The organism is Streptomyces sp. VRA16 Mangrove soil (genome assembly GCF_017377775.1).
Lineage (GTDB): Bacteria > Actinomycetota > Actinomycetes > Streptomycetales > Streptomycetaceae > Streptomyces.
Genome location: NZ_JAFVLN010000020.1, coordinates 36032 through 49071, shown reverse-complemented (window position 1 = coordinate 49071; position 13040 = coordinate 36032). Strand labels below are relative to the sequence as shown.

At 73.6% G+C, this 13040-nt stretch carries 8 protein-coding genes; 4 read left to right on the top strand and 4 right to left on the bottom strand.

The features are described 5' to 3' along the window. Positions 1-277: 277 nt before the first annotated feature. Entirely contained in the window at positions 278-1705 is a 1428-nt protein-coding gene (locus tag J3486_RS37240; RefSeq protein ID WP_207828404.1) for a GAF domain-containing protein, read from the bottom strand. Positions 1706-1763: 58 nt separating this feature from the next. After that, a complete protein-coding gene (locus tag J3486_RS37235; RefSeq protein WP_207828262.1) occupies positions 1764-2801 on the bottom strand; it encodes a rod shape-determining protein in 1038 nt (345 codons plus the stop codon). A 145-nt stretch (positions 2802-2946) separates the two neighbouring features. Between J3486_RS37235 and J3486_RS37230 the strand changes: the two genes are divergently transcribed. Together J3486_RS37230 and J3486_RS37225 are read left to right on the top strand one after the other, a co-directional pair. Beyond that, entirely contained in the window at positions 2947-4302 is a 1356-nt protein-coding gene (locus J3486_RS37230; protein WP_207828260.1) for an MFS transporter, read from the top strand. A gap of 181 nt (positions 4303-4483) precedes the next feature. Next, positions 4484-8161 (top strand): S8 family serine peptidase, encoded by a 3678-nt coding sequence (locus tag J3486_RS37225; RefSeq protein WP_207828259.1) that lies wholly within the window; start codon positions 4484-4486, stop codon positions 8159-8161. A gap of 293 nt (positions 8162-8454) precedes the next feature. On the opposite strand, the gene J3486_RS37220 is transcribed toward J3486_RS37225, so the two are convergent. Next, on the bottom strand, positions 8455-9741 hold the full coding sequence (locus J3486_RS37220) for a carboxyl transferase domain-containing protein (RefSeq protein WP_207828257.1): 1287 nt from the start codon (positions 9739-9741) through the stop codon (positions 8455-8457). After that, entirely contained in the window at positions 9734-11206 is a 1473-nt protein-coding gene (locus J3486_RS37215) for an acyl-CoA synthetase (RefSeq protein WP_207828255.1), read from the bottom strand. The genes J3486_RS37220 and J3486_RS37215 overlap by 8 nt, the downstream gene beginning before the upstream one ends. A gap of 136 nt (positions 11207-11342) precedes the next feature. On the opposite strand from J3486_RS37215, the gene J3486_RS37210 reads away from it, so the two are divergent. Further along, entirely contained in the window at positions 11343-12065 is a 723-nt protein-coding gene (locus J3486_RS37210) for a FadR/GntR family transcriptional regulator (protein WP_207828253.1), read from the top strand. A 68-nt stretch (positions 12066-12133) separates the two neighbouring features. Further along, positions 12134-12922, top strand: coding sequence for a DUF4239 domain-containing protein (locus tag J3486_RS37205; protein ID WP_207828251.1), 789 nt, complete (start codon positions 12134-12136; stop codon positions 12920-12922). Positions 12923-13040 lie beyond the last annotated feature (118 nt).

Below are 13040 nucleotides of genomic sequence, written 5' to 3'. Positions count from 1 at the left end.
ACCAGTCTACCTATCATGGCCGTCGGGCGGCAGGGAGGTCGGGGTCCGGTCGCGCAAGGGCAGGTAACTGCCACGTGCCGTGGAAACCGGCTGCGTTTTTTGGACAGAGCCGCGCTCAGTGGAGTGCCCCGCGCGTGCGCCGCGTCGTATCCTCCGGACGGCCGTACCCGGTGATGCCCGGACGGTGCGCGTACGGGGATGAGCGGAGTCGGCGCCGGTCATCCCCGCAGCGCCCCGGGCACCGGGCGGCCCTCTCGCCCCCTCTCGCCCCGGCGGCTCACTGCCGCAGGGGCGACTGCCAGGTCACCGTCGTGCCCGAGAGGGCCCCCGCGGTGGGCGTCTCACCACGGGCGCCGTCGTCCTCGACGGTCAGGCGGACGCCGGGGCGGCCGTCGGGGAGCGCGCCGCGGGTGTCGACCGTGACGTCGATGCGGGAGACCGCGCGGCGCCGGGACGCCGTGGCCAGGGCCCTGCGCAGGGCCGTCAGGAGATGGCCCTCGACCGCGTCGCCCAAGACCCCCTCGACCGGGCCGGTGAAGTGCACCGACGGGGCGAAGCCCAGGATCGCCGCGGCGCCCGCCGTCTCGCGCAGCACCCGGCCGCGGAACGTCGTCGGGGCCTCCGCGGGCGGCTGTTGCAGCGCGAAGATCGTCGTACGGACCTCCTGGATCGTCGACTCCAGCTCGTCGACCGCGCGGGCCAGCGTCTCGCGCACGTCGCCGACCTGGACGCGGCGCTGGGTGGATTCGAGCATCAGGCCCGTCGCGAAGAGCCGCTGGACCACCAGGTCGTGCAGGTCGCGGGCGATCCGGTCGCGGTCCTCGAAGACGGCGAGGCGCTCGCGGCCCGCCTGCGCGTCGGCGAGGACCAGGGCGAGCGCCGCCTGCGAGGCGAACTGGGTGGCCAGGAGATGGTCGACGGAGGTGTAGGGCCGGGCGCCGCGCTCGCGGGGGAGCGCGAGGGTGCCGATCAGCTTCCCGGCCGCCTGGAGGGGCAGCATCATGCTCGGCCCGAACCGGACCCTGACCTCTGTCGTCATCCGCGGGTCGGTCGCCGAGTCGTCGATGAACACCGGCTCGCCGGTGAGGAGTTGGGTCAGGACCGCGCTGCCCGGCTGGATCGTCGTACCGAGCAGGGTGTCCGCGTCGGCCGTGGTGGCCGCCGCCACGATCGACATGCCGCCCGCCTCCGTGGGCTGGAGCACCACCCCGGCCGCCGCGTCGGCGAGCAGCCGGGCCCGCTCGGCGACCGAGGTGAGGGCGTCCTCGGCGCGGCCGGTGAGCAGCGCCGTGGTGACCTCGGCGGCGCCCTCGATCCACCGCTCGCGCTGCTTGGCCGTCTCGTACAGGCGGGCGTTGCCGATGGCGATGCCGGCCTGGGTGGCGAGCACCCGCAGCAGGCCGAGGTCGTCGTCCGTGAACTCCTTTCCGGACAACCGCAGTCGACCGAAAGTCGTCTCCTGTACGTGGATGGGGACGGTCAGCGAGGCGACGCCGTCGGTGGCGCCGCCGCCCGTGGAGACGGATTCGAGCAGTCGGCCGTGCCCGGGGTCGACGACGTCGAGGACCCCGTGCGCCGCACCGGTCAGCGTCACCGCGCTGTCCACCAAGTGCTGCAGCGTGGAGCGCAGTTCGAGCTCGGTGCCCACGTTCAGCACCGCCTCCAGGAGAGCGGGGAGACCGGCGCCCGGCCGCACTGGTTGCATGCTCACCTCAGCGGCCCTGGGGCCGGTCGACGAAGGGTGCCGTGTGCCGCGGACCGGGTCAGCCGGCCAGCGGGTCGAGCACCAGGGGCTGGATCCTGCCCTCCATCATCGCGCCGAGCCCCTGCACCGCGCACACGTCGGGGCGCTCCGCGATGTGCACCGGCATGCCCGTGGCCTCCCGCAGCATCTGGTCGAGGCCGGGCAGCAGCGCGGAGCCGCCGACCATCATGATGCCGCGGTCCGCGAGGTCGGCGACCAGATCCGGCGGGCAGTCGCGCAGCACCTTGCCGATGCCGTCGAGGACGGCGGTCAGCGGGGTGTGGATCGCGCGCCGCACGGCCGAGGTGTCGACGTGCACCGAGCGGGCGAGCCCGGTCGCCACGTCGCGGCCGTGGATCTCGGTGTGCTGGGGGCCGTGCGGGTGCAGGCCGTTGCCGCTCAGGGCCAGTTGCAAGGGACGTACGGACTGCGAGGGCAGCATCAGCTCGTGCTGCTGGCGCAGGTGCTGGACCACCGCGTGGTCGATCGCGTCGCCGCCGACCGGCACCCGGTCGGCCGTCACGATCGCGCCCAGCGAGAGAACGGCGATCTGCGTCGTGGCCGCGCCGCACACGATGATCATCGTGGCCTCGGGCTGCTCCACGGGAAGCCCGCAGCCGACCGCCGCCGCGATGAGGGTGTCGACCAGCTCGACGCGGCGGGCCCCGAGCCCGACCAGCGTCTCCACCGCCGCGCGCTGCGCCAGCGGGTCCGCGTCGTGCGGCGTGCAGGCCGCCGCCCGCAGCCGGGGCTTGCGGCGCAGGGTGCGGCGCAGCTTCTCGCCGATCAGGTGGCGCAGCATCCGCTGGGCCATCTCGATGTCGACGACGGTGCCGCCGGAGACCGGACGCACGACCCGGATGTAGGCGGGGGTGCGGCCCGTCATCTTCTCCGCGAGCTCACCGACGGCGATCAGCGCTCCCGTGCGGGTGTTGACCGCGGCGCAGCTCGGCTCGTCCACGACGAGACCCGCACCCTTCACATACACACGGGTGCGCGCGGCACCCAGGTCGACGGCGAAGTGGCAGCGGCGCAGCTGCTCCAGACTGACGGCCATGGCAGTTCCTCCCGAGAGCGCAACCCGACGACAAGGGCGTCGGACCGCCGGACGGCGGTCTCCTTTTCGCATCGTGCGGCGGAGTGCGGGATGCCGCGCGCCGGAGTAGGCCGGACGGGGCGGGGCCGGACGGGCGAAAAATCGGATGGAGCGACCGGAGACGGTGCGGATACCATCCCGGGTGCCCTCAGCCGATCCCGCAGGTGAACAGACCCGAACCCGTACCGCCTCTGACGTCGCGTCACCCACCCCGGAGCCCGCGCCCCGCCGACGCCTGCTCGCCGATCTGACGCCCCTTCGGGTCTCGCCCGACTTCCGACGCCTGTGGACCGGCACCACCATCTCCTGGACCGGCCAGTCGATGACCGCGCTCGCGGCGTCCCTCCAGGTGTACGACCTGACCCGGTCCAGCTTCGCCGTGGGCCTGGTCGGTCTCTTCTCGCTGGTGCCGCTCGTCGTCTGCGGCCTCTACGGGGGCGCCGTCGCGGACACCATGGACCGGCGCAAACTCGGCCTCTGGAGCGCGTTCGGCACCTGGGCGCTGGCGATGGTGCTCGCCGGGGCCGCGTTCGCCGGGCTGCGCCACGTGTGGGTCCTGTACGTCGTGGTCGCGCTCCAGGCCATGTGCAGCGCCCTCAACCTGCCCGCCCGGCAGGCGATGATCCCGCGCCTGGTCCCCGCCGAGCACCTGCCCGCCGCCAACGCGCTCGGCTCGCTGACCCTCACCTTCGGGTTCCTCGTCGGCCCGCCCCTCGGCGGCCTCGTCGTCGGGTACGGCGGCTACCAGGCCGCGTACACCGTCGACGCCGTCCTCTTCACCGCCTTCCTCCACGGGATGTGGCGGCTGCCCCCGATGCTGCCGGACCTGCCCGCGGGCGGGCGCAGGAAGCGGGCCTCCGTGGTGGACGGGCTGCGGTTCCTGGCCGGGCGGCCGAATCTGCGGATGACGTTCTTCACCGACTTCTGCGCCATGGTCCTCGCCCAGCCCAAGGCGCTGTTCCCCGCGGTGGCCGGCGCCTGGTACGGCGGCGACGCCCGCACCACCGGCCTGCTGGTCGCCGCGCCCGCCGTCGGCGCGCTGTGCGGCGGGGTGTTCTCCGGCCGGCTGCCCCGGGTGCGCAGGCACGGGCTCGGGATCGTCCTCGCGGTGACCGGGTGGGGCCTGGCCGTCGCCGTGTTCGGCCTGACCCGCGACCTCTGGCTCGGCCTCCTCTTCCTCGCCCTCGCCGGCTGGACGGACACCGTCTCCATGGCGTTCCGCAGCACGATGCTCCAGGCGGCGGTGCCGGACGAGATGCGCGGCCGGCTCCAGGGCGTGTTCATCGTGGTCGTGGCGGGCGGCCCGCGCCTGGGCGACTTCGTCGCGGGGACGGCGGGGGACCTGCTGTCGCCGCGGGTCGCCGTGGTGGGCGGCGGCGTGGCGTGCGCGGTGGCGGTCTGGGCGCTGGTGGCGCGGTGGCGGGGATTCGTGCGGTACGACGCGCGGCGGCCGTCGGCCTGAGGGGGCGGCGTGGCCACCGGGGGCCGTCCGGTGCCGCGGGGCCGCCCGTGGCGGGAAGACGCCAGACCGGCATCCGCCACCTCGGGGCAACTTCCCTGCAACACAAGCCTCCTGAGACTCTACGCAGCACTCGGGCACCACCCCCCCAGATCTGATCCGAGGCCTACGGAGAGAGGCAACGATGACCAGAGGACCTGCCGCGAGACACTCGAGACGCGGCGCGGCCCTGCTGTCCGCCGGGCTGGCGTTCGCGCTGCTGCCCGCCGGCGGCTCGCACGCCGCGACCGCGGCGCCGTCCACCAAGGCCGCCTCCGCCGCGCACACCGTCACCCTGGTGACCGGCGACAAGGTGACCGTCACCGACCTCGGCGGCGGCCACAGGACCGTCACCGTCGAGCGGGCCAAGGGCGCGACCGGCGCCGTCCGCACCCAGGTGTCGGACGGTGACATCACCGTCGTGCCCGACGAGGCCCGGCCCTACCTCGCCGCCGGCACCCTCGACAAGCGGCTCTTCGACGTCAGCGAGCTGATACGGCAGGGGCTCGCGGACGCCAAGGCCGACGCGACGCCCCTCATCGTGACCTACGACGGCAAGCGGGCCCGCACCGCGGCCGCCCTGCCCAAGGGCGCCGAGCGGACCCGCGCCCTGCCCAGCATCGGCGGCGCCGCCGTCGACGCCGACAAGGGACGGACTTTCTGGAAGGGCGTCACCAGCGCCTCCGGCACCGGACTCGGGGACGGCCTGGGCAAGGTGTGGCTGGACGCGCGGGTCACCGCCGACATGGCCGAGAGCAACGCGCAGATCGGCACCCCGAAGGCCTGGGAGGCCGGGCTCACCGGCAAGGGCGTGAAGGTCGCCGTCCTCGACAGCGGGTACGACACCACCCACCCCGACCTCGCCTCGCGCGTCACCGAGTCGAAGTCCTTCATCGAGGGCCAGGACGTCGCCGACGCCAACGGGCACGGCACCCACGTCACCTCGACGGTCGGCGGTTCGGGCGCCGCCTCCGACGGCAAGGAGAAGGGCGTCGCCCCCGACGCCACGCTCGCCGTCGGCAAGGTGCTCAGCAACGAGGGCTCCGGCACCGAGTCGCAGATCATCGCCGGCATGGAGTGGGCCGCCAAGGACATCAAGGCGAAGATCGTCTCCATGAGCCTCGGCTCGGACGTGGCCAGCGACGGCACCGACCCGATGGCCGCCGCCGTCAACTCCCTCTCCCAGGAGACCGGCGCCCTCTTCGTCGTCGCCGCGGGCAACTACGGCGCCCCCGGCACCATCGGCTCGCCCGGCGCCGCCGACGCCGCGCTGACCGTCGGCGCCGTCGACGCCGACGACCAGGCCGCCTACTTCACCAGCCAGGGCCCGCGCATCGGCGACAACGCCCTCAAGCCCGACGTCTCCGCGCCCGGCGTCGACATCCTCGCCGCCCGCTCCTCGCTGGTCTCCGGCGAGGGCGCGTACACGACGATGAGCGGTACGTCGATGGCGACGCCGCACGTCGCGGGTGTCGCCGCGCTCCTCGCCCAGGAGCACCCGGACTGGACCGGCGCGCAGCTCAAGGACGCGCTGATGTCCAGCAGCAAGGAACTCGACGCCTCCGCCTACGCGTTGGGCGCGGGCCGGGTGAGCGTGCCGGACGCCGTCGGCGCCGACATCACCGCCACCGGCAGCGCCGATCTCGGGTTCTACAAGTGGCCGTACAGCGGCAATGGCCCGGTCACCAGGACCGTCACCTACTCCAACTCCTCAGACTCCGCGGTCGAGTTGAGTCTCGCCGTCACGGGCGCGCCCGACGGGGTCGCCACCCTCAAGGACTCCACCCTGACCGTCCCCGCGCACGGCACCGCCTCCACCACGGTCACCGGCGACGGCGCCAAGGCCGCCGTCGGGAACACCAGCGGGCGGATCACGGCGAGCGCGGCCGGCAAGGAGGTCGCGCACACGGCGTTCGGCATGGTCAAGGAGGACGAGCGGTACACGCTCACCGTCCATGTGAAGGACCGCGACGGCGCCCCCTCCGGCGCGTTCATCGCCGTGCAGCAGCTCGCCGCGGGCGTCGACCCGCAGGGGTACGAGGTCGGCGACGACGGCACGGTCGAGCTGCGGCTGAAGCCGGGCACGTACTACGTCGACTCGTTCCTGAACGTGCGCGGCAGCCACGGCAAGGACTCGCTGGGCCTCGGCTATCTCGCCGACCCGGAGGTCAAGCTCGACCAGGACCGTGACATCACCCTGGACGGGCGGCAGTTGAGGGAGGTCGCCGCCGACGTCGGGCGGACCGCCGAGACCCGGCAGCTCATCATGGAGGCCGACCGCAAGGCGAACGGCGCCGAGATCACGAACGCCGTACAGCTGCCCGTCGCGTACGACAGCGTCTTCGCCGCGCCCACCCGCAAGGTCAGCGAGGGCAGTTACGTCTACCGGACCGTGTGGCGGCTCGGGAAGCCGATGCTCCAGGTCGACGGGGTGCGCGACACCCTCGTGCAGGCCGGCGGCACGCTGATCGAGGGCCGCAGCCGGCTCGGGGTCGTCGACGCGGGCACCGGCGCGCCCGCCGACTACACGGGCAAGAACGTGCGCGGCAAGGCCGTCCTCGTACACGCCGACGGGGCCACGCCCCCGGCCGGGATCGCCCAGGCCGCCCAGGACGCGGGCGCCAGGGCCCTGTTCGTCACCGACACGACGGCGGGCCGCCTCAACACCTACTTCGGCACCGACGACAACACCGACCGGCCGCTGCAGATCGCGACCGTCGACGCGCAGGGCGCCGCGGTCCTCGCCGCCGCGGCGAAGGACGGCCGCACGGTCGGTATGACCGGCACCCGGTACACACCGTGGGTGTACGACCTCACCGACCAGCACAAGGGATCGATCCCCAGGAGCGATCTCACGTACGAGCCGGACGACCGTGAACTCGCCGTCCTGGACACCAAGTTCCACGCCGTGAAACCGCAGCCCGGCGCCGAGTTCCGCTACTCGCTCACCGACACCTTCACCGTCGGCCTCGGCTTCCTGGAATCGGTCGCCTACCCGGCCGAACGCACCGACTACGTCTCCACCGGCGCGGGCCTGCAGTGGATGGAGTCCGTGCAGGCGGGCCCGACGGACTGGGAGCAGCGCAGCGGCCTGATCTCGTACAAGGGCGGTACGCACAAGGAGCTCGACTGGTTCAAGCCGGTCTGGCACCCGTGGCTGGGCACCGGCCTCGGCTGGGGGCAGCAGCGCTCCGGCAACACCCTTCAGTTCAACACGCCCGGCTGGGGCGACTCGGGCCCCGACCACACCGGCTTCGGTGACGCGTACAGCGAGACGTCCGGGATGCAGCAGTTCACGACGGTGTACGTCGACGGGACCGAGGCCGACCGCAACGTGAGCTCCGGCGCCTATGTGTGGGACGCCGACCCGGCCGAGCACACCTACAAGGTCGCCACCGACACCCAGCTCGACGGCGACCGCTGGGGACTGGCGACCAAGGGCCACTCGGAGTGGACCTTCAAGTCGGCCGCGACCCCGGACGACCAGTGGACGACGCTGCCCCTGATCAACCTGGGTTTCGACGTCGACACCGACCTGAAGGGCACGGTCCGGGCCGGTGCGCGGCTGCCGGTCGGCCTCTTCGCCGCGTACGTGGCGGGCGCGGCGGACACCGGGACGCTCGGCGGCGGCGAGCTGGAGGTGTCGTACGACGACGGCGCCACCTGGAAGACCGTGGCCCTCAAGGGTGAAGACGCCTCCTGGAAGGGCGAGTTGAACGTGCCGGGCGACGCGCGGTACGTCTCGCTGCGGGCCTCCGCGAGCGATGACGAGGGAGGATCCGTCAGCCAGGAGATCGTGCGGGCCGTTGCCGTGCGGCGGTAGTGCGGCAGTGCGGTAGAAACGCGGCGGCGCCGCCTCCCCGTGGGACCGGGGGAGACGGCGCCGCTTCGGCGTCCGACGCCGTTAGATCAGCCAGCCGAGGAAGTGGGCGAGGCCGGCGACGATGTCGGTGATGACGTTCATGTGGCGCGTTCTCCTGAAGTCTGTTGCATGTGGTGGGACTTGCACGTGCATCGCGATGCGTTTCGCTACGGTCTGCAGCCCGTTGCTTGCGCCCTGTAAGCATCGTTGGTCATCACAGCCACATGCAAACTCTCCAGCGACGACCACCTGTTCTAGGGAACAACTGCGCGCTTGTTCGTTTCCTGTGGTCCCGGCGCGATGCCCCGCACGACCCCGAGTTCCATCAAGTCCTGAGGCCTGAGCCGGAGTTGGTCCGCGGTGCGTTCCGCCTGGTCGGGCGGGCGTTTCAGGATGGCGGCGGCCAGTTCGGGCGCGATGACGGAGAAGTACGCGTCCGGCGCCACCCAGGTGTTGCCGGGCGCCGCGAGCGCCAGCGCGCCGCCGGAGCCGCCCTCACCGATCACCAGCGTCGTGACCGGCACCGGTGACTCGGCGACCGCGAGAAACGCCTCGGCGATCGCCGGACCCGCCCCCGCACGCTCCGCCGCCGCGTCGTTCGCCGCGCCCGGAGTGTCGATCAGCGTGAGCACCGGGATGCCGAGACGGCCCGCGAGCCGGATCAGCCGGGCCGCGGTGCGGTAGCCCGCGGGCCTCGTCGCCGTCCCGGTCTGGGCCGCGTAGGCGACGGTCCGGCCCTCGTGGGTGCCGAAACCGCACAGCATGCCCGCGCCGTCGGTGCCGCCCGCCCGGTCGCCGTGCAGCTGCGCGCGGTCCGTGAAGTACGCGGCCAAGTACGCCTCCGCGCGCGGCCGTTCGGGGGCGCGGGCGCGGCGCACGGCCTCCCAGCCGGTGGGCGGCAGGGCGGTGCGGCCCAGGGCGTGCGGGACGGGCGCCGGTGCGGCGCTGCGCCGGGTCAGCAGGCGCAGCCACCGGGCGAGGGTGGCGTCCCGTTCCTCCGGGCGCACGATCGCGTCGATCGAGCCCGCCGCGAGCTGGCCCTCCGCCGTGTACGCCGCCGGGTCCGCGTCCTTCGGGCGGACCCGGGAGCCCGCGAAGCCGATCTGCGCGCCCGGCGCCGCGAGGGTGAGGTCGGCGCCCGCGCCCAGGGTGGCCCAGCCGCCGCCCGTCGTCGGGTCGAGGGCCACCGTGATCTGCGGCAGGCCCGCGGCCCTGGTCAGCGCCATCTCACCCGCCACGCGCTGGAGTTGGGTCAGCGCGATCATGCCCTCCTGCATCCGGCTGCCGCCGGTGGCCACCAGGGCGACCACGGGGAGGCGGTGGCGGCGGGCGTGCTCGTGGGCCGCCACGATCCGGTCCCCGGCCGCCCGGCCCAGGGAGCCGCCCAGGTGCGCGAAGTGGAAGGTGACGACCATGGCGGCGGTCCCCTCGAAGGCGGCGGTCCCGGTGGTGACGGATTCGGGGGCACCACGGGCGGCGGCTGCGGCCCGGGCTTCTTCGTAGCCGGGCCAGCCGAGGGGATCGGCGGACGGCTCAGCCATGACCGAGCGCCCGCTTGAGGATCTTGCCCATGTCGTTGCGGGGGAGGGCCGCCAGGTAGTGGACCGTGCGCGGGCGCTTGTGCGGGGCCAGGCGCGCCGCCACGTGGTCCGCCAACTCACCCTCGCCCGGCGGTTGTTCGGCGTCGGCCGGAACGATCCACGCCACCACCCGCTCGCCGAGGTCCTCGTCGGGGGCGCCGGTGACCGCGGCCTCCTTGACGCCCGGGTGCTCCAGGAGCGCGTTCTCGATCTCGCCCGCGCCGATCTTGTAGCCGCCGCTCTTGATCAGGTCGGTGGCCTTGCGGCCGATGATGCGGACATAGCCGTCGGGGTCGCGGACCGCCATGTCGCCCGTACGGAACCAGCCGCCCGGCGCGAACGCCGCCTCGGTCGCGTCGGGGCGGTTGAGGTAGTGCAGGAACAGGTTCGCACCGCGCACCTGGATCTCGCCGACCGTCTCCGGGTCGCCGGACGGTACCTCGGTGACGCCGTCGTCCTCCGTGAGCCGCAGCTCCACGCCCGGCAGCGGCACGCCCACCGTGCCGGGACGCGGCTCGCCGTCCGCGCGGACGGACGTGTTCATCAGGGTCTCCGTCATGCCGTACCGCTCGACGACCCGCTGCCCCGTCGCCGACGTGATCCGCTCGTGGTCGTGCACGGGCAGCGCCGCCGAGCCCGAGACCAGCAGCCGGGCGGCGGCGAGGGCCTTCGCGAGGGCCGGGTCGGTCGGCAGGGACTCCGCGATGCGGTGGTACATCGTCGGGACGCCGAACAGCATCGTGGCCCCGGAGGAGAGCTCGCGGGTCACCCCCTCCGTGCTGAAACGGCCCAGGTGGCGGACCGCGCCGCCGCGCCGCAGCGGGCCGATGACCCCGAGGATCAGACCGTGCACGTGGAACAGCGGAAGGCCGTGCACCAGGGTGTCCGCCGCCGTCCACCGCCAGGCGTCCCCGAGCGCGTCGAGGGTCGAGGAGACCGCGCGGCGCGGCAGCACGGCGCCCTTGGGCGGGCCCGTCGTGCCCGAGGTGTAGACGACGAAGGCGGGCGTCGCCGGGTCGGCCGGCTCGGGCGGCAGCGCCGGGACCTTCGCCGGCACGGGCGCGTCCGCGTCCACGTCGATCCGGGGCAACGCGGCGAGCGCGGAGGGCAGTTCGGCGTCCGGCGCCGCGAGGATCGCCTCCGGGGCGCTGTCCTTCACGATGTGCCCCAGCTCGCTGCCGCCCGACTTCGGGTTCAGCGGCACCGCGGCCACCCCCGCGAGCAGCGCCGCGACCACGCCGACCGCGGTCTCCAGGCTGGGCGTCGCCCACACGGCGACCCGCGCCGAGCCGCTGATCCGGGACGCGAGCGGGGCCGCCACCGCCGCCAGTTCGCCGTACGTCAGGGCGCGGTCGCCGAACCGCAGGGCGGGCCGGTCGGGGGTGTCGAGCAGGGCGGGCAGGAGAGGGTTCGGGCGTGCTGGCACGGGGCGCTCCTTGTGCTGCCGGGCATCCGGACGGATGGCAGAGTGGCTGATTGGCTCAGCCAATCCGAGCGTGCCGTGTGGCAGCCGCCCACGTCAAGGACGTACGCTGCCGGGCACATCACACGAAAGGGCCACGATGACCGACGCACTGCGGCCGATGGGGGCGCGCCCGCGCCTGTACGAGCAGGTGCTCGACCGGCTGCGCGCGTACGTCGCCGAGGGTGGCCTGCGGGCGGGCGACCGGCTGCCCACCGAGCGTGATCTCGCGGCCCGGCTCGGCGTCAGCCGGGCCTCGGTGAAGCAGGCCATCGTCGTCCTGGAGGTGCAGGGCCTCGTCGAGGTGCGGCACGGCGGCGGCACGTATCTGGTGCGGGACGGCCTTGAGGTGGCCGAGCCCGTCGAGCGCCTGGTCGAGCGCAAGAAGCGGCTCCCGGACGTCCTGGAGGCGCGCGAGGCGCTGGAGACGAAGCTCGCGGAGCTCGCCGCCGAGCGGCGCACCGACGGCGACCTGGCCGCACTGCGCGGGGCGCTCGCGCGCATGGCCGAGGACATCGAGGCCGGCGGGCTCGGCGTCGAGGGGGACCGGCTGTTCCATGGGGCGGTGACCGCGGCGGCGCACAGTGCGCTGCTCGCCGCGTTCATGAAGGAGATCGACGAGCCGATCGCCGAGTCCCGCACCGAGTCGCTGCGCCAGCCCCGGCGGCCCGGGCGGTCGCTGGCCCAGCACCGGGCGATCCTGGAGGCGATCGAGGCCGGCCACGGGCGGAGCGCCGCGGCGGCGATGCGCAGGCACGTTCGCTCGGTGGCGAAGGTGCGGCTGCTCGACTGGGACCCGGAGTCCGGCCCCGCGGACGCGTGAGCGGCGGCCGCGTCCCGGCCGGCCCCGGCGGGGCGTAACTCCCGGCCGGACGGCCGGGTTACGGGGGCATGGGAATCTGGCTGCTCAATCACTTCAGTACCCTCGTCCTCGCCGCCCTGCTCGGCGGCGGGGCCGTGGTTCTCGCGCTCGCGGGATGCGTACTGGTACGGCGGCGGTTTCCGCGGCTCGCGACAGGCGCGTACAACGAGATGATCGGGGTCGTGCTCGGCATGTACGCCGCGATCTACGGAATCATTCTCGCCTTCGTGGTCGTGGCGGAGTGGGAAGGGCTCGGCGAGGCCCAGACCAATGTCGCCGCGGAGGCCAGCCAGACCGCCGAAGTGCTCCGGGACGCCTCCGCGTTCCCGCCGCGGCAGCACCGCAAGGTGGTCGGGGCGATGGACGCGTACGTGCACGCCGTCGTCGACAAGCAGTGGCCGCTGATGCGCACGGGGAGCCCCGACCCGGGACTCACCAATCCCGAAGTGGTGCGGCTCTACACGGTGTTCCAGTCGTACGAGCCCAGGACCGAGGCGCAGAAGACGTACTACACGCAGGCCGTCACCACGCTCGGGGTGATCGCGGAGGCGCGCCGCACCCGGCTCTCCGACGCCGAGCAGTCCTTGCCGATGCTGCTCGACGTCCTCGTCTACGGCGGCGCCCTCGTCATGCTGCCGCTGACCTTCCTCTACGGCATCGAGAGCCTGCGCGCCCAGCTGATGTTCGTCGCGTCCGTCGCCGCGCTGATCGGCGTGAGTCTGCTGCTCTGCCTGACGCTCGACCACCCCTTCGCCGGTGACCTGGCCGTGTCGCCCCAGCCGTTCAAAGAAGGTGTGCTCGCGCAGTTCTGGTCCTAGGATCGCCGCATCGACATCATCGTGAACTCTGCTCGGTGACGGAGTCGGCCTGGAGTGCGCGTCCCCGCTCCAGGCCTGTCAGGGAAGGCTTCAGGCGCCTCACGGGTCGGCCATCCGG

Excerpts from the sequence above, each read along its gene's own strand:
- J3486_RS37240 (WP_207828404.1), bottom strand. The coding sequence starts at position 1,705 with ATGCAACCAGTGCGGCCGGGCGCCGGTCTCCCCGCTCTCCTGGAGGCG.
- J3486_RS37235 (WP_207828262.1), bottom strand. The coding sequence starts at position 2,801 with ATGGCCGTCAGTCTGGAGCAGCTGCGCCGCTGCCACTTCGCCGTCGAC.
- J3486_RS37230 (WP_207828260.1), top strand. The coding sequence starts at position 2,947 with ATGGAGCGACCGGAGACGGTGCGGATACCATCCCGGGTGCCCTCAGCC.
- J3486_RS37225 (WP_207828259.1), top strand. The coding sequence starts at position 4,484 with ATGACCAGAGGACCTGCCGCGAGACACTCGAGACGCGGCGCGGCCCTG.
- J3486_RS37220 (WP_207828257.1), bottom strand. The coding sequence starts at position 9,741 with ATGGCTGAGCCGTCCGCCGATCCCCTCGGCTGGCCCGGCTACGAAGAA.
- J3486_RS37210 (WP_207828253.1), top strand. The coding sequence starts at position 11,343 with ATGACCGACGCACTGCGGCCGATGGGGGCGCGCCCGCGCCTGTACGAG.
- J3486_RS37205 (WP_207828251.1), top strand. The coding sequence starts at position 12,134 with ATGGGAATCTGGCTGCTCAATCACTTCAGTACCCTCGTCCTCGCCGCC.